The sequence below is a fragment of the Methylorubrum extorquens genome, assembly GCF_024169925.1.
Taxonomy (GTDB): Bacteria; Pseudomonadota; Alphaproteobacteria; order Rhizobiales; family Beijerinckiaceae; genus Methylobacterium; species Methylobacterium extorquens_A.
The window spans coordinates 3085949-3101308 of the sequence record NZ_JALJXF010000001.1; the positions used below are offsets into that span (position 1 = coordinate 3085949).

15 protein-coding genes are annotated in these 15360 nt (G+C 69.9%); 7 read left to right on the forward strand and 8 right to left on the reverse strand.

Features of this window, described 5'->3' with window-relative positions; translation table 11 throughout:
* Positions 1-151 precede the first annotated feature (151 nt).
* The 3 genes from J2W78_RS14635 to proB form a co-directional block, all read right to left on the reverse strand.
* Entirely contained in the window at positions 152-709 is a 558-nt protein-coding gene (locus J2W78_RS14635; RefSeq protein ID WP_253371611.1) for a nicotinate-nucleotide adenylyltransferase, read from the reverse strand.
* Positions 710-764: 55 nt separating this feature from the next.
* Positions 765-2063 carry a glutamate-5-semialdehyde dehydrogenase gene (locus J2W78_RS14640; protein ID WP_253371613.1) on the reverse strand — a complete coding sequence of 433 codons (1299 nt, stop codon included), beginning with the start codon at positions 2061-2063 and terminating at the stop codon, positions 765-767.
* A 139-nt stretch (positions 2064-2202) separates the two neighbouring features.
* A complete protein-coding gene (proB, locus tag J2W78_RS14645) occupies positions 2203-3336 on the reverse strand; it encodes a glutamate 5-kinase (RefSeq protein WP_253371616.1) in 1134 nt (377 codons plus the stop codon).
* A gap of 287 nt (positions 3337-3623) precedes the next feature.
* On the opposite strand from proB, the gene J2W78_RS14650 reads away from it, so the two are divergent.
* Complete coding sequence (locus J2W78_RS14650; protein ID WP_253371618.1) at positions 3624-3998, forward strand: response regulator; 375 nt, start codon at positions 3624-3626, stop codon at positions 3996-3998.
* Positions 3999-4097: 99 nt separating this feature from the next.
* Here the strand turns inward: J2W78_RS14650 and J2W78_RS14655 are convergent, their stop codons facing one another.
* The 3 genes from J2W78_RS14655 to ftsE form a co-directional block, all read right to left on the reverse strand.
* Positions 4098-4802 carry a YdcF family protein gene (locus J2W78_RS14655; protein WP_253371620.1) on the reverse strand — a complete coding sequence of 235 codons (705 nt, stop codon included), beginning with the start codon at positions 4800-4802 and terminating at the stop codon, positions 4098-4100.
* Positions 4803-5043: 241 nt separating this feature from the next.
* The gene (locus J2W78_RS14660; protein WP_253371622.1) at positions 5044-6024 is read right to left on the reverse strand and encodes a cell division protein FtsX; all 981 of its coding nucleotides are present in this window, start codon (positions 6022-6024) and stop codon (positions 5044-5046) included.
* The gene (gene ftsE / locus J2W78_RS14665; protein ID WP_253371624.1) at positions 6021-6722 is read right to left on the reverse strand and encodes a cell division ATP-binding protein FtsE; all 702 of its coding nucleotides are present in this window, start codon (positions 6720-6722) and stop codon (positions 6021-6023) included. Before ftsE ends, J2W78_RS14660 begins: the two co-directional genes overlap by 4 nt.
* 169 nt (positions 6723-6891) lie before the next feature.
* On the opposite strand from ftsE, the gene J2W78_RS14670 reads away from it, so the two are divergent.
* From J2W78_RS14670 to J2W78_RS14680, 3 genes are all read left to right on the forward strand, one after another.
* The gene (locus tag J2W78_RS14670; RefSeq protein WP_253371626.1) at positions 6892-7641 is read left to right on the forward strand and encodes a zinc-ribbon domain-containing protein; all 750 of its coding nucleotides are present in this window, start codon (positions 6892-6894) and stop codon (positions 7639-7641) included.
* Positions 7642-7827: 186 nt separating this feature from the next.
* A complete protein-coding gene (gene hpt, locus J2W78_RS14675) occupies positions 7828-8397 on the forward strand; it encodes a hypoxanthine phosphoribosyltransferase (protein WP_253371628.1) in 570 nt (189 codons plus the stop codon).
* Between the two features lie 163 nt (positions 8398-8560).
* Positions 8561-8926: a response regulator gene (locus J2W78_RS14680; protein ID WP_253371630.1), complete on the forward strand. Its 366-nt coding sequence runs from the start codon at positions 8561-8563 to the stop codon at positions 8924-8926.
* Between the two features lie 4 nt (positions 8927-8930).
* On the opposite strand, the gene J2W78_RS14685 is transcribed toward J2W78_RS14680, so the two are convergent.
* Entirely contained in the window at positions 8931-9446 is a 516-nt protein-coding gene (locus tag J2W78_RS14685) for a TspO/MBR family protein (RefSeq protein WP_253371634.1), read from the reverse strand.
* 200 nt (positions 9447-9646) lie between these two features.
* On the opposite strand from J2W78_RS14685, the gene J2W78_RS14690 reads away from it, so the two are divergent.
* Together J2W78_RS14690 and J2W78_RS14695 are read left to right on the forward strand one after the other, a co-directional pair.
* The gene (locus J2W78_RS14690; RefSeq protein ID WP_253371636.1) at positions 9647-10855 is read left to right on the forward strand and encodes a trans-sulfuration enzyme family protein; all 1209 of its coding nucleotides are present in this window, start codon (positions 9647-9649) and stop codon (positions 10853-10855) included.
* Between the two features lie 115 nt (positions 10856-10970).
* Positions 10971-11435, forward strand: a complete 465-nt coding sequence (locus J2W78_RS14695; RefSeq protein WP_253371638.1) for a hypothetical protein — start codon at positions 10971-10973, stop codon at positions 11433-11435.
* A 291-nt stretch (positions 11436-11726) separates the two neighbouring features.
* Here the strand turns inward: J2W78_RS14695 and mdoH are convergent, their stop codons facing one another.
* Entirely contained in the window at positions 11727-13658 is a 1932-nt protein-coding gene (gene mdoH / locus J2W78_RS14700) for a glucans biosynthesis glucosyltransferase MdoH (RefSeq protein ID WP_253371640.1), read from the reverse strand.
* A 34-nt stretch (positions 13659-13692) separates the two neighbouring features.
* On the opposite strand from mdoH, the gene J2W78_RS14705 reads away from it, so the two are divergent.
* Positions 13693-15357 (forward strand): glucan biosynthesis protein G, encoded by a 1665-nt coding sequence (locus J2W78_RS14705; RefSeq protein ID WP_253371642.1) that lies wholly within the window; start codon positions 13693-13695, stop codon positions 15355-15357.
* The last annotated feature ends 3 nt before the right edge of the window (positions 15358-15360 follow it).

Sequence of the window (15360 nt, forward strand, 5' to 3'; positions counted from 1 at the left end):
CGGCGATCCCGCCACGCGCTGAAATTGGCCGCTTTCGGCCCACTTTTCAAGCGCAAGAAGCGCCCTAAGGCTCGTGCGCCGCAATTGGATGGCCAAAACCCCGGCCGGCGCGGTCATGATCGTCCCGGAGCCGCGTTGGCAGAGGGCGCCGTCACCGTGTCCGCAAGGCGGTTGAGGATAACCCGGAACGCGGCCCGTGCAGGAAGGCCCAGGCTGGTGTGGGATGGACCGCAAGGGTGGGGGCGTTCGCCTCTGGAATTCGGGCCGATCCGAAGGTCTGTGCCGCCCGCGCCGAAGGCGCCTTCAGCGTGTAACCGGGACGGTCGATCACCGCGACGGGCATCAGCGACAAGATCTCGTCGAAACGGCGCCAGCGATGGAAGGTGCCGAGCGAATCCGCGCCCATGATCCACACGAAGTGGAGGGCCGGTCGGCGGCGGACCAGCCAGCGCAGCGTATCGGCGGTGTAGCGGCTGCCGATCTCCGCCTCGAAGCCGGTGACCGCGATGCGCGGATCGGTGGCGAGCGCCCGCGCTTGCGCCACTCGCTCGTCCAGCGGGGCGAGCACGCCATGGTCCTTCAGCGGGTTGCCGGGGGTGACGAGCCACCAGACCCGATCGAGCCGAAGGCGCCGCAGGGCGGTGCGGCTGACATGCAGGTGCCCCGCATGCGCCGGGTTGAACGAACCGCCGTAGAGGCCGATCCGCATGCCGGGCGCGGCCGGCGGTAGTCTGTGATCGCGCAGAGGAACCGCCGTCAGCGCGTCACGGCCGCGTCTGGCCGCTGCCGTGGACCCGGTACTTGAAGGTGGTGAGCTGCTCGACGCCGACCGGGCCGCGGGCATGCATCCGCCCGGTGGCGATGCCGATCTCGGCGCCGAAGCCGAACTCGCCGCCATCGGCGAACTGCGTCGAGGCGTTGTGGGTCACGATCGCCGAATCGACCTCGTTGAGGAAGCGGGTGGCGGCCTCGGTGTCGTCGGTGATGATCGCGTCGGTGTGGTGCGAGCCGTTGGCCTCGATATGAGCGATGGCCGAGTTGAGCCCATCCACCACCTTCGCGGAGATGATTGCGTCGAGATACTCGGTGCGCCAATCCGCGTCGGTCGCCGCACTCACCCGCGGGTCGGCGGCCTGCGTCGCCGCGTCGCCCCGCACGGCGCAGCCGGATTCGAGCAGCGCCTCGACCAGAGGCTTGAGGTGGGTCTTGGCGACCGCCGCATCGACAAGCAGCGTCTCGGCGGCGCCGCAGATCCCGGTGCGCCGCATCTTGCTGTTGAGGACGATGGTGCGGGCCATGCCAAGGTCGGCACCCTCGGCCACGTAGACGTGGCAGATGCCGTCGAGATGGGCGAAGACCGGCACCTTGGCCTCCGCCTGGACGCGCTCCACGAGGCTGCGCCCGCCGCGGGGCACGATCACGTCGACGCAGCCGCCGAGGCCGGTGAGCATCAGGCCGACCGCCGCCCGGTCGCGGGTCGGCACGAGCTGGATCGCATCCGCGGGCAGGCCGGCGCGGGCGAGGCCTTCGCTCATCGCCGCCGCGATGGCGGTCGCGGTGCGGTGCGAATCCGAGCCCGCGCGCAGGATGGCGGCATTGCCCGCCTTGAGGCAGAGCGCGCCGGCATCCGCGGTCACGTTGGGGCGGCTCTCGAAGATGACGCCGACGACGCCGAGGGGCACCGAGATGCGCTCGATCAGGAGGCCGTTCGGCCGTTCGAAGGCGGCGAGCTGGCGCCCGACCGGATCGGCGAGGCCCGCGACCTTCTCCACCGCCTCAGCGATCGCGGTGACGCGGCCCTCGTCCAGGGTCAGGCGGTCGATGATCGCGTTGGTGAGGCCCGCGGCCTGCGCGGCGGAGACGTCCCGCGCGTTCTCGCGCAGGATCGCCGGGGCGCTGGCGCGGATCTGATCGGCGATGGCACGCAGGCCCAGATCCTTGGTCTGCGCCGGCGCTAGCGCCATCGCCCGGCCGGCGGCGCGGGCGCGCTTTCCGATGCCGGCCATCATCGTATCGAGGTCGTCGGCGTCCGCGAGATCGGACTTAAGATTCAGGACAGGCACGTTCCCGCTTCCCGTCTGGCGCCGCCGGGGCGGCGCGCGTGAGTATTCAAGTGCATATGCACCCTCCCGCGCCCCTTTGCACATCGCCTTGGGGTTGAACAAGCGTCGATGTTAAGTTGCCTTGCCGGAGCGGGCCACGTCAGGCTCCGATCATTGCAAGATCGTCGCGGTGGATCATCTCCGTGCGCCCGGCCTGGACCGAGGCGGCGGCGATCTCGCGGCTTGAGCGGCCGATAATGGCGGCGGCGTCCGCGCTGTCGTAGGCGACGAGCCCCCGCCCGAGGATGCGCCCTTCGGGGTCGCGGATCAGCACGGCGTCACCCTTGGCGAAGCTCCCCTCGATGGCGGTGACGCCCACCGGCAGCAGGCTCGCCCCGCCCTGAAGCGCGCGGGCGGCGCCGGCATCGACCACGAGGATGCCGGAGGCGTCCAGCGAGCCCGCGATCCAGGTCTTGCGCGCGGCGGTGGGGGTCGAGCCCGACAGGAACCACGAGCAGCGTCCGCCCTCGCGGACCACGCGCAGCGGATTCTTTCCGCGCCCGTCGGCGATGACCATGTGGGTACCGCCGCTGGCGGCGATCTTGGCCGCCTCGACTTTTGTGCGCATGCCGCCGCGGGACAATTCGGAGGCGGGCCCCCCGGCCATCGCCTCGATCTCCGGGGTCACCCGCTCGATCACCGGAAGGTGCCGCGCCTGCGGATCGGTGTGGGGGGGCGCGGTGTAGAGGCCGTCGATGTCGGAGAACAGCACCAAAACGTCGGCGCCGATCATGGTGGCGACCCGCGCCGCCAGCCGGTCGTTGTCTCCGTAGCGGATCTCGGCGGTCGCCACCGTGTCGTTCTCGTTGACGACCGGGACCGCGCGCACTTCGAGGAGCTTCTGCACGGTCGCGCGGGCGTTGAGGTAGCGGCGGCGCTCCTCGGTGTCCTTCGGCGTCACCAGCACCTGCCCCGCGACGATGTCGTGGTGACCGAGCGCCTCGGTCCAGTAGCGGGCGAGTGCGATCTGGCCGACCGCGGCCGAAGCTTGGCTCTCCTCCAGGCGGAGCGCACCGGGCGGAAGGCCCAGCACCGTGCGCCCGAGGGCGATGGCGCCGGACGAGACGACCACGACATCGACGCCGCGACCATGCAGGTCGGCGATGTCCTCGGCGAGCGCGGCGAGCCACGCGTGCCGCAGGCGTCCCCGCGCGCGATCCACGAGGAGGGCCGAGCCCACCTTCACGACGACGCGGCGGAAATCTTCGAGAGCGGGAGGGCGGACCACGGTCATGCGACAGTCGATACGAAAAATTGGGCGTTACGGAGAATCTGGTGATCGCCGGTGCGAGGCCGGTTCCTGTGCCTCAAACGCCCGGCCCTGGCCAGATCCCTCCCATGCGCGAGACCTTCACGGCATTCCGCGCGGTACAGCCTGTGCGTGTTTTTGGTGCGGGGGGATAGTGCGCAAGGGAAAGTGACGCACTTCAGGTTGTGAAAACTGTATGATCCCATCTGGAGACCGTTTTCACGCCGTGCCAGCGTGCCTCTCGGCCGCATCGGAAAGCAGGGAGTGCCTCGTTGCCGGTCCGTGCCCTACTGGGCCGTCGCGTCCTGATCGTCGAGGACGATTATTTCTGGGCCGACGAATTGCGCCAGGGTTTGCAGAAAGCCGGGGCCGTCGTCCACGGCCCGGTCGCCAGCGTCGAGGCGGCCCTGCAGATCCTCGATTCCGAGGCCGCTCTGGACGGCGCGATTCTCGACCTCGATCTCAGGGGTGAGCGTGCCTACGTCGTCGCCGACCGGCTGATTGCCCGAGGTGCGTCCTTCGTGTTCGTGACGGGCTACGATGCCGGTGCCCTCCCGGACAGGTACGCGGCGATTCCAAGATTCGAGAAGCCGGTCGCGTTCGATACGGTGCTGAGGGCGCTGAGCGGGATGATGACCCCCGCCTGACCTCTCCACACCGCCTGTCTCCGGCCTGGCCGACGCCGGCGAACGAAGACGGGGCGGGTCTCGAAAGCTCCGACTCGGATCGGCTGGCCGCCGCGACTGTCAGTTCGCCTCGCGCAGCAGTCGCTCGGCCACGATCTTCACAGGCTGGCGGCGCCCGATCAGCACGGCGAAGCGTGACTGCTCCGGATCGGATTCGAAGCGGGTCCGCCCCCAGGCGACCAGGAACTTGAGATATTCCGCGCCGAGCAGGCGGGTGACCGCCGGATCCGCCCACCAGCGGCCGACATCGAGCCCATCGGAGACGACCGGATAGGGGATCAGCGTCTCGCCGTCCTTCAGGGCGTGCCGCAGCTCCACCAGGGTGCGCGGCATGTGATAGTTCGAGGTCACGACCACGACGATGCCGAAGCTGTGGCGACGCATCCAGCGCCGGGTCTCGATGGCGTTGCCGATGGTGTTGCGCGCCCGATAATCGAGATCGACGCAGCAGGTGATCCAGGGTTCCTGTGACGGGTTGAGGCGCACGATCTCCTCGCGGGTGGTGCGCTCGTTGACGCCGGAGATCAGCAGCCGCCGGCCATGGCCCTCCGCCAGGAGATCGATGGCATCGCCGACGCGCTGTGAGCCGCCGGTCATGGCGACGATGCCGTCGACGCCGTCCAGGCTCGGCCGGTCGGCCTGCTCGACCTCCGCGACGAAGGCAAGAAAGCCGCCCGCCAGCGCGAGCAGGCCGAGGAGGGAAAGGCCGACGAAGGCCCGAAATAGATGGATGCCGCGCCGCGGCCGCGCAGGGGCTTCGGTCATTCGAGATGCGCAGGGCTGCGACGATGCGCGGGCCGACGGGTCCGCCGCCCAGGACCATCCGAGCGCTTCGCACTGGGACTCGCAGGGCGAGTCGTTTGGGAGCCGGCCCCGGCCGGCCGCCTGTCGGCGGGGCACTCGCGGAAGCATGACGGACGAAAACAGGGGCTCATGAACGGTTCGGTGCCGGGACTCTCGGTTCCCAATGGTTGTCGAAACGTTAACGGGTTCGATCGACCTGACTCTATCGGAGGAACCGGCGCACGGTGAAGCGAGACACGGCCGCCGTGACGAGGGACGCGATCACGCCGATGAGCACGATGATCGCGTAACCTTGCCAGCCGATCTGGAACGTCCCGAACAGCGCCTCGATCTCCTCGCCCGCCGGACCGGACCGCCACATACGGGCGAACAGACCCGCGAGCGCACAGGTCAGAAGCGCAGCGCCGGCACCCAGTGCCCCTCCCCTCAAGCCGAGGCGGAAGAAGCGGCTCTGGAAGGCCTTGGCGATGTAGTCGTCGTCGGCGCCCACGAAGTGCAGCACCTCGACAACCTCGCGGTTGCCGGCCATGGCGCCGCGGGTGGCGAAGACCACGGCGAGCCCGGTGGCGAACAGGACCAGAAGGACGATGCCGATGCCGATGCCGGCGAAGGTGTTGGCCATGGTCGAGAGGCGCTGGAGCCAGAGCGCGTGGTCGTCAAGGCTCGCCACGCCCGGAAGCGCGTCGGTGAGGGCGGCGCGCAGGGCGGTGAGGTCGGGGCTCCGGTCGCTCGCGAGCGTCAGCGCGATCAGGCGTGGTACCGGCAGGTCCGACATGTCGAGACCGCTGCCGAGCCAGGGTTCGAGCAGGCGCTCGGATTCCGCCTTCGAGAAGATGCGCGCCCCGGCGATGCCCGGCGCGGCGCTTGCGAGGCTCTCGGCCCGCTTCACGTCCGCCTCGATGTCGCGCCCGGCTCCGGGCCGGATCTGCACCGTGACCTCCTGCGCGACGCTGCCCTGCCACTGGCTGGCGCTGGAGACGGCGATCTCCGCCGCACCGGCGCAGAGTGCCGCAAGGAAGGTGAGGATGGCGATGACCGCCGCAAGTGCCCGGCTCGCGGCGGAATCGGTCGGCACCAGGGGTGCGTTGCGGCGCAGGTTGGCCGGAAGCGGCGGCTCGGACGCGGGCGCCGCTACTTTCGCCGCGGCCGCACCGGTCCGGGCGGGGGAGCGTACCTCGGTCATGGGGCTTCCACCCGCAGCCGGCCGTCGGCGAGCACCATGCGGCGTGCCTCGACGAGATCCATCAAACCGTAATCGTGGGTGGCGATCACCACCGAGGTGCCGAGCCGGTTCAGTTCCATGAACAGCCGCAGCAGGCGCCGGGCGAGGCTCGGATCGACGTTGCCGGTGGGCTCGTCGGCCAGCAGCAGTTCCGGCCGCGCGATCAGGGCCCGCGCGATCGCCGCGCGCTGCTTCTCGCCGCCCGACAGCAGCGGCGGCAGGACGTGCATGCGCTCGCCCAGGCCCACCCATCGCAGCAATTCGACGACCTCCGCCCGGTAGCTCGCCTCCGCCCGCTCCTGCACGCGCAGGGGCAGGGCCACGTTCTCGTAGGTCGTCAGGTGATCGAGCAGGCGGAAATCCTGGAATACCACGCCCATGCGGCGGCGCAGGCCCGTGAGTGCGTCGTTGGAGATGCCGCTCACCTCCCGGCCGAACACCGAGACGATGCCGCGGGTCGGGCGCACCGAGAGCAGGATCAGGCGCAGCAGCGTCGTCTTGCCCGCCCCTGACGGGCCGGTGAGGAATTGAAAGGAATGCGGCGCGATCTCGAAGCTCACATCGGACAGCACCTCCGACCCGAGGCCGTAGCGCATGCCGACGCTCTCGAACCGGACGACGGGCTCCTCCGCGCCGGACAGGAGGCTGCCCGTTTTCATCCCAGCCGACAAGGCCCGCTCACTCCACGCTTCGCACGCGACACAGGCCCCCTGTGCCACACCCGGCTTCACCGCCGGTTAACCCTACTCGGGGACAACGTTTGTGTCCTTTTCGAGAGCGCGGCAACCCGCTGCCGGGACCTGACACCGACGCGGCTTAACCCATCCCATGCTGATCGTCTGCCCGGCCTGCGCCAGCGAGTATCGTATCGATGCCGACCGCGTCGGCACCAGCGGGCGCTCGGTGCGCTGCGCGGCCTGCCGCGAGACGTGGTTCATCTCGTCCGACGAGGTGGTGGCCGCGATGTTCGACGAGATGTCGGCGGCCGAGGAGCCCGGGACCAGCGCTCCGCCGGAGCCGGCGCCGAGGGCCGAGGCCCCGGCTGACGAACCGGTGCCACGCCCTCGGACGAGCCCCGCGAAGCCCGCCAAACGGGGCAAGCCAAAGCGCCCGGCCCGGCGGCTCTCCCCGGCGCTTGCTGCCGCTCTCGTCCTCGCCGCCTCCCTGCCGTTGGCGCTTCTCGGGCGCGCCAGCGTCGTGCGGGCGATGCCGCAGACGGCGGGGCTGTTCGCCCGCGTCGGCCTGCCGGTGAATTTGCGCGGCATCGATCTGACCGACATCGCCGCGTTTCAGGTCGCTGCCGACGGTAGCAACCCCGCCCGGCTCGTCGTGGAGGGGGACCTCGTGGCGGTTGCCCGAGACCGCGTCGTCGTGCCGGCGATCGAGGTCGAGGTCCGCGACGCCGGGGGCCAGTCGCTCTACCGCTGGACCGTTCCGGGACCGCGCGCAGCCCTGGAGTCCGGCGAACGGGCGCGGTTCAAGGCGAGCCTCTCGGCTCCCCCGGAGAAGGGTCGGCAGGTCGAGGTGCGCTTCTCGGACGAAGCCGCCGTCGGCGCGGGAGCCGGCGAGTCCCCTTAGAGCAATCCTGGGAAAGCCGTCGTCGCGCGCGGACTCACATCTGTGGATTGCGCCGATCCGGCAGCGGGCGCTTCGGCTGCGCGGGTCCGTAGCGCTGGCGGAGCCCGCTGCGCATGGTAAGGTGCAGCGTGGCGTGGCCGAGGGCGGTTCGCGCCGCAGAGATTCAGCGAAGACATCACGAGCCGCATGAGCACCGCATCGAAACGCGTCCGTGTCCTGTTCGACGAGGCGGCGATCGCCAAGCGCAACGAAGAGTTGGCCGACGCGATCGTCGCGGCCAAGCCCGAGAACCTGCTCGTCGTCGCGGTGCTCAAGGGCAGCTTCATGTTCGCCGCCGACCTGCTGCGGTCGCTCCACCGGGCTGGGCTCTCGCCGCAGGTCGAGTTCGTGCATCTCTCCAGCTACCGAAACTCTACCGTCTCCTCGGGCCAAGTCGAGATCCTGCGCGACGTTCAGAGCGAGGTGCGCGGCCGTGATGTGCTGCTGGTCGACGACATCCTCGAATCCGGCCGCACCGTCGTCTTCGCCAAGGATCTGTTGATGGCCCGCGGCGCCAAGCGCGTGCTGACCGCGGTGCTCTTGGAGAAGCCGGGCAAGCGTGCCGTGACGATCGACGCGGATTTCGTCGGCTTCACCTGCCCGGACGTGTTCGTGGTCGGCTACGGCATGGATGCCGCCCACGCCTTCCGCCAGCTCCCCTTCGTCGGCTTGGTCGACTACGACAGCAGCGACGCGGATCTGTTCGGCGGCGCCTGACCGCCAATCCCGGTCAGGCAAATTCTTGATAAGAACGCGATACTTGCTCGAAATCGGCCGCCGATGGAACTCTGTCGGCCTATGAGGCTTGACAGGCCGCGCTTCCCAGCGGTCACTCGGGCGCGACGATCCACATCGAAGGAACGGTAGAGGACGCCCGACCATGGCGCGCATCCTGCTCGTGGATGACGAGGATACGGTTCGCGGCTTCCTCAAGCGCGGACTGGAATTGGACGGTCACACCGTCGTCACGGCCATCGACGGCAGCGACGGTCTGGATCGCCTGTCGGAAGCCGGCGGCGGCTTCGACCTGATGTTGACCGATATCCGCATGCCGCTGATGGACGGCATCGCGCTGTCGCTCGCGGCCAAGCGCGATTATCCCGATCTCACGATCCTGCTGATGACGGGCTTTGCCGACCAGCGCGAGCGCGCCCGCGGCCTCGACGCCATCGTCACCGACGTGCTGACCAAGCCGTTTTCGCTCGCCGACCTGCGCTCCACGGTGATGCGGGCGCTGGCCGCGTAGCGCCTCAATTCATCTGCCAGATCGTGCCGTTGAGCAGGCAGGCGAAGGCCACCCAGGCGGCGTAGGGTACGAGCAGCCACGCTGCGGCCCGGTCGAAGCGCCACGACAGGCGGATCGTCCACAGGATCATCACGAGCATGGCGATCGCGACGATCAGCGCGAGGCCGAGCTGGTGGGCGGCGAAGAAAACCGGTGTCCAGGCCGCATTGAGGACGAGTTGTGCACCGAAGGCGGCCAGCGCGAGCCACCACGCCTTCCGGGCCGGCCCTGGCACTGGGCGCGCGCCGAGCAGCCGCCAGAGCGAAACGGCGATCAAGGCGTAGAGGACGGTCCAGGCCAGCGGAAACACCCAGTTCGGCGGGTTGAAGGCCGGCTTGCGGATCGTCGTGTACCACTCCTCGATATTGGAGCCGGTGGAGAGAGACCCCACCGCCGTCACCAAGACGACGGGGAGGATCGCGGCAGCGAGCCGTGGGATCGGCGGCAGGGCCGGCCGCTCGGGGATGTCCAGTGCGCTCATGCGCTGTGCAAAGCTCCGTCGCTCATTTCTCCGCCTTGCCCGGTCCTGCGGATTCGCTCAAGCCAACATCTCGACCCGACCTCGATGATTGTCTCGGATCCGATATCCAAGACGATCATCGAGGTTTGTGTTCTCGCATCACCCATTTTCCGAAGGCCGGTGGCCACCTTTCGGGACGACGCTCCATAGCGAGGAAGCCCATGAGCCGGTCCAACGTGCCTTACGGCGATTCCGATGCAGCCTCCTCCGAGGCACTTTCGTCTGAGGAATGGCGCCCGGCGACGCTGGCCGCGCAGGCGCTCGGCCGGATCGATCCGGTGACGCGGGCGGTGGTGCCGCCGCTCCATCTCTCGACCACCTATCTGCGCGACCCCGACAACGCCTACCGCTCCGGTTTCATCTACGCCCGGCCCGACAACGCCACGACGCGCGAGGCGGAGGACGTGATCGCCGCGCTCGAACGGGCGGAAGCGGGCGCCCTGCTGTTCGGCTCCGGCATGGCCGCGGCGTCGACCGTGTTCTGCGCGCTGGAGCGCGGCGACCACGTGATCGCGCCCGAAGTCATGTACTGGGGGCTGCGTCGCTGGCTGCGGCAGGAGGCGCCGCGCCTCGATCTCGCGGTCGATTTCGTTCCGATGGAGGATCCCGAGGCCGTGCGGGCCGCGATCCGGCCCGGCCAAACCCGGCTCGTCTGGATCGAGACGCCGGGCAACCCGCTCTGCACGGTCACCGACATCGCTCGAATCGCCGAGATCGCCCACGCCGCCGGGGCGCGGGTCGCCGTCGACTCGACCGCCGCGAGCCCGATCCTCACCCGGCCGCTGACGCTCGGGGCCGACATCGTGATGCATTCGGCCACCAAGATCCTGAACGGCCATTCCGATGTGGTGGCCGGCGTCCTGGCCGGGGCGCGCAAGGATGCCTTCTGGGATCGTCTCGTGGCGATCCGCGGCGGCTGGGGCGCGATCCTCGGCCCGTTCGAGGCCTATCTGCTGATGCGGGGTCTGCGCACCCTGCCCCTGCGCGCCGCCGCCCAAAGCGCCGGGGCGCTTCATCTCGCGCAGCGGCTCGCCGCGCATCCGCTCGTGAGCGCGGTGCTCTATCCGGGGCTGCCCGAGCATCCCGGCCACGCGGTTGCCGCGCGGCAGATGCAGGGCGGGTTCGGCTACATGCTCTCGATCCGCGCGGCTGGCGGCGAGGCGGCGGCGATCGAGACCGCCGCGCGGGTGACACTCTGGAAGCGGGCGACCTCGCTCGGCGGCGTGGAGAGCCTCATCGAACACCGCGCCTCGGTGGAGGGGCCGGGTACCCCCTGCCCGCCCGACCTGTTGCGCCTCTCCGTCGGCATCGAGGATCCGGACGACCTGCTTCGCGATCTCGACGCGGCTCTGACGGGCGCGCGAGTCTGACCGGCGCATTTGGGCCGACCGGCTGACGCCTTGATCGAATTTTGTGGAAGGTGCGTGGCCGTTGCGGGGCTCCGTGCGTTGTCGGGCGATGAGCCCCACCGGGACGCGACCCGTCATGATGAACCGTACGCTTTTCCTCCTCGCCGCCTTCTCCCTCGGCCTCGTCTGCGGCACAGCGCAGGCCGAGGACGGACCGCCGAAGCTCGACGTCGAATCGACCTGCCAATCGGCACAGCGGGTGCAGAAGACGCTCAGCGACAACGCCAATGCCGATGCCTGCCTCAATTCCGAGCGCGGCGCCGAGCGGGATCTGAAGGAGCGCTGGAGCCAATTTCCGGCTCCGGCCAAGACGCAGTGCTCGCAGCAATTCCAGGCGGGCGGCTTCCCGTCCTACGTGGAACTGCTGACCTGCCTCGAACTGGCGAGCGGCACGGTCCCGTCGGAGCCCGCCCTCGACTCGACGGCCAAGTCTGATGTCGGCGGTGGGACGAGCGGCGGCAGGAAGGGGGGGAGCGCACTCACCCGTGAACCTGCGCCCACCCAGCGCACCAATCCGATCGAGGTGCTCGAGGGCAAGTAGCCCGGCGGTTCATCGGTGGGCACGTTCTCGGCTTGCGAAAGAGCGATTGATCGCTTTCGGGGCGTGCAGACAGGCAGAGGAGGCGTCGCCGGAGCGAAGGTGAGGGGGCGGTTTCGGAGGAGAGTCTTCCGGTCAGGCCCCTCACCTTCGGCTGCCGCCTCGCCACGCTCCCCAAAGAGGGGGAGACATGGCCCACTCTCCGCGTGCGGGGAGAGGGGAATCGGGGGCTTCCAAAGAGATCAGCCGGAACCCGCATGACGCCGAACCGGAATCCGCTCCGGCGCCGAAGGCTCAGCGCAGGGTCTGCGCGCCCGCCTCGTCGATGGTGACGGGGAGCCAAGGGGACGGCGCGGCGGTGATCGCGGCCGGCTCGGCACCGGCGGTGCGGCTCTGGTGCAGTTCGAGCAGTTCAGGGGCCGGGCGCGTGTCGTCCTCGGTGAGGAAAAGGCCAAGCGCCTTCGAGCCGAGGCCGAGGCGGGTGCTGCTGGTGAACACGCTCTGGAGCGGGCTCGTCAGCAGAGCGAGGGCGACCGGCGCCATCCACAAGGCGAGCCAGGAACTTCCGAAGGCGAGCAGCACCGCGAGCGCCCCACCCGCCGCGACCGCGTCGCTCTGGAGGCGGAACGCCTCTCGCCATGGCACGCTGCGGTCGTCGCGCGATTGCGTGTCCCAGCGAACCACCCGCCCGAACAGCGTCGTCAACACGGCGCCCGCCGCGAACAGCGCCATCACCGGCCAGAGCAGCACCCAGATCGCTTGTTCGAGCGCGGCGCTCAAGAGCAGCGAGCGGGTGCCGCCGAAATCCGCCCGGCGCCGGGCCGAGGCGAGGACGTAGCCAAGACTCAGCAGCTTCGGCATCGCCATCACGGCGATGATAAGGGCGGCGAGCGCGAAGGCCGCCGCATGGCCGCCGTCGAGGCCGTAGCCGATCAGCCCGAGTTCACCCGAGCGCACCGCCTGCCACGTGCCGAGCGCCAGGAAGGCAATCCAGAGCGGGTAGACGCAGTAGCCGAGGATGCCGACGCCCAGATGCCAGCGGCTCGCGCCGAGCAGTCCCTTCATCGGCAGCACGCGGATGTGCTGCAGGTTGCCCTGGCACCAGCGCCGCTCGCGCCCGAGCAGGTCGATGAGGTTGGTTGGCATCTCCTCCCAGGTGCCGCCCATCTCCGGCAGCAGGCGCACCTCCCAGCCGGCGCGGCGCAGCAGCGCCCCTTCGACGATGTCGTGGCAGAGGATCTCGCCGCCCAGCGGCGGCTTGCCGGAGAGGACCGGGAGTTCGGCGTTGTTGGCGAACGCCTCGATGCGCAGGATCGCGTTGTGGCCCCAGTAGGAGCCGTCCGGCCCCTGCCACGTCTCGAGGCAGCGCAGCGAGAGCGGCGCGTAGAGGCGCACGGCGAATTGCTGGATGCGCGCAAACAGCGTGTCGCGGCCGGCGGCGTAGGAGACGGTCTGGATCAGGCCGGTGCGCGGGTTCTCCTCCATCAGCCGGGCGAGGCGGCGCATGGCGGCGCCGGTCATCAGGCTATCGGCATCGAGCACGATCATGAAATCGTATTCGTGCCCGTAGGTGGCGCAGAACTCGGCGATGTTTCCCGCCTTGCGGCCGGAATTGTCGGCGCGGCGGCGGTAGCGGATGCGCGGCATGCCGCGGCCCTCGCGCCGGCTCCAGGCCTGGATGCGGGTGAATTCATGCTCCTCGACCGCGCTGATCGCGCCCTCGCGGGTATCGGAGAGGACGAAGATGTCGATGTCCGAACCATCCCCGCCCTCGCGCTGGAGCGAGCGGGCCATGACCCGGATCGCCGAGAACACCGCGAGCGGATCCTCGGCATGGATCGCCACCACCGCCGCCGTTCGGCTGAGGCCGGTGGGACGGGTCGAGATCGTCGCGGCCCGGCGCTCCAGCGCGGACAAGGCGCGCTCGCCCATCAGCGCGGCGATGAGGCCGTAGAGATACTGCCACGCGGTGAAGGACTGCCACGCCATCAGCACGACGAAGAGCCCAAGCACGGCGCGCCCGAGCCACGTTTCCGGCACGCCGTAGGCTGCGAGCGCCAGGGCGGCGATGCTGGCGGCGATGGCCAGCGTCGGCCCGGCCAGCGCGAGGCGGCGCAGGCGGAACGAGGCCGGCGGCGGCACGGGGCCCGCACCCCTCGGGCGGGCTTCACCCCCGGCCCCCGTCTCGACGGAGCGTTCAGCCTGCGGCAAGTCTGGGCTGGACATGATCGGCGTCGACACTCGCGGGAGGGATGAACGGATGGCAGGACCATCGGACGCGGACAACGCGGCGCCCGAAGAAATCGACGTTTCGCGGCGCGCCATCGTCCGTGGCGCTTGTCACAGTGCTCTTGCCGGTTCGGCCGGCTTGGGGATTTTTGGCCTTTTCGACCTGAATGCCGCCCGAACGATGGCTCAGCCGTTGAAAAACGCACCAACTGACACGCATCCGGTCACCTTCGAGGCCGTGGCGGAACGGGCCGAGCGGCTGGCGGCGCAGGTTTATGCTCCGCAGAGCAGCCCGTTGCCGCCGGAGCTGGCCGCGCTCGACTACGACGCCTTCCAGGCGATCCGCGTCCGGCCCCAGGCGACGGTCGCGCTCGGGCCCCGCTTCTCGATGCAGCCGTTCCACCGCGGCAACCTACACGCCAAGCGGGTGGAAATCGTCCTGCAATCACCCCAGGGCGTGCGCCCCTTCGGCTACGATCCGGACCTGTTCGATCTCGGGCCGGCCTTGCAGGGCCGACGCTATCCGGCCTCGCTGGGCTATGCGGGCTTTCGCATCGCTCACGGCTTCGACGCGAGCCGGCCGCAGGCCCACGAGGAGTTTCTCGTCTTCCTCGGCGCCTCCTATTTCCGCATCCGCGGCCGGGGGCAGATCTACGGCCTCTCGGCCCGCGGCATCGCCGTGAACACGGGATTGCGGCAGGGCGAGGAGTTTCCCGATTTCACGGGCTTCTGGATCGAGGAGCCGCAGGGCGACGCAGCGTCGATCACGATCTTCGCCCTGCTCGACGGTCCGAGCCTGACCGGCGCCTATCGCTTTGTCGTCACGCCGGGCGATCCGTCCGCCGTCGCGGTCGAAGCCGCGCTGTTCCCGCGCCGGCCGATCGCGGCGCTGGGTCTGGCGCCGCTCACCAGCATGTTCTTGTTCGGTGAGAACGGGCCGGGCGTGCACGGCGCCGAACCGTTCGACGATTTCCGCCCGCAGGTGCACGATTCGGACGGGCTCTTGGTGCAGACGCCCGGCGACCGGCTGTGGCGGCCCCTCGTCAACGGCCGGCCGGCGCCGCAGATCTCAGCCTTCCGCGCCGCCCCGCTCGACGGGTTCGGGCTGCTTCAGCGGGAACGCCACTTCGCCGCCTATCTCGACGTGCAGGCGCAGCACGAGGACCGGCCGGGCCTGTGGGTGACGCCGCAGGGCGGCTTCGGCGCAGGCGCGGTGCGGCTGTTCGAGATCCCCTCGCGCACGGAGGCGACCGACAACATCGTCGCCGCCTTCGTGCCGGAGGCGTCCGTGGAGGCGGGTAAGCCGCTACGGCTCGCCTATTCTCTCGTCACGGTTGGCGCCGAGCCGGCGCCGGCCCTCGCGCCGCCACTCGCCCGCGTGGTCTCGACCCGCGTCGGTTCGGCCGAGCGGCTGCGCCCGACCGATCCGCCCTCGCCGCGGCGGCGCCTCTACGCCATCGACTTCGAGGGGCCGGGCCTGCCCGACGACCCGAAGGCGGACATCGACGTGGTACTCTCGGCGAGCGCGGGCACGCTGGTCGAGCCCTATGCCGAGCGGGTGCCGCAGACCGGTGGATGGCGCCTCTACGTCGAGTTCCGGCCGCCCAATCCGTGGCCCTCAGGCGACGTCGTCCTGCGCGCCCGCCTCTCGCATGCCGGACGCGTCATCACCGAGACCTGGGACGCCATCGCCTGACGC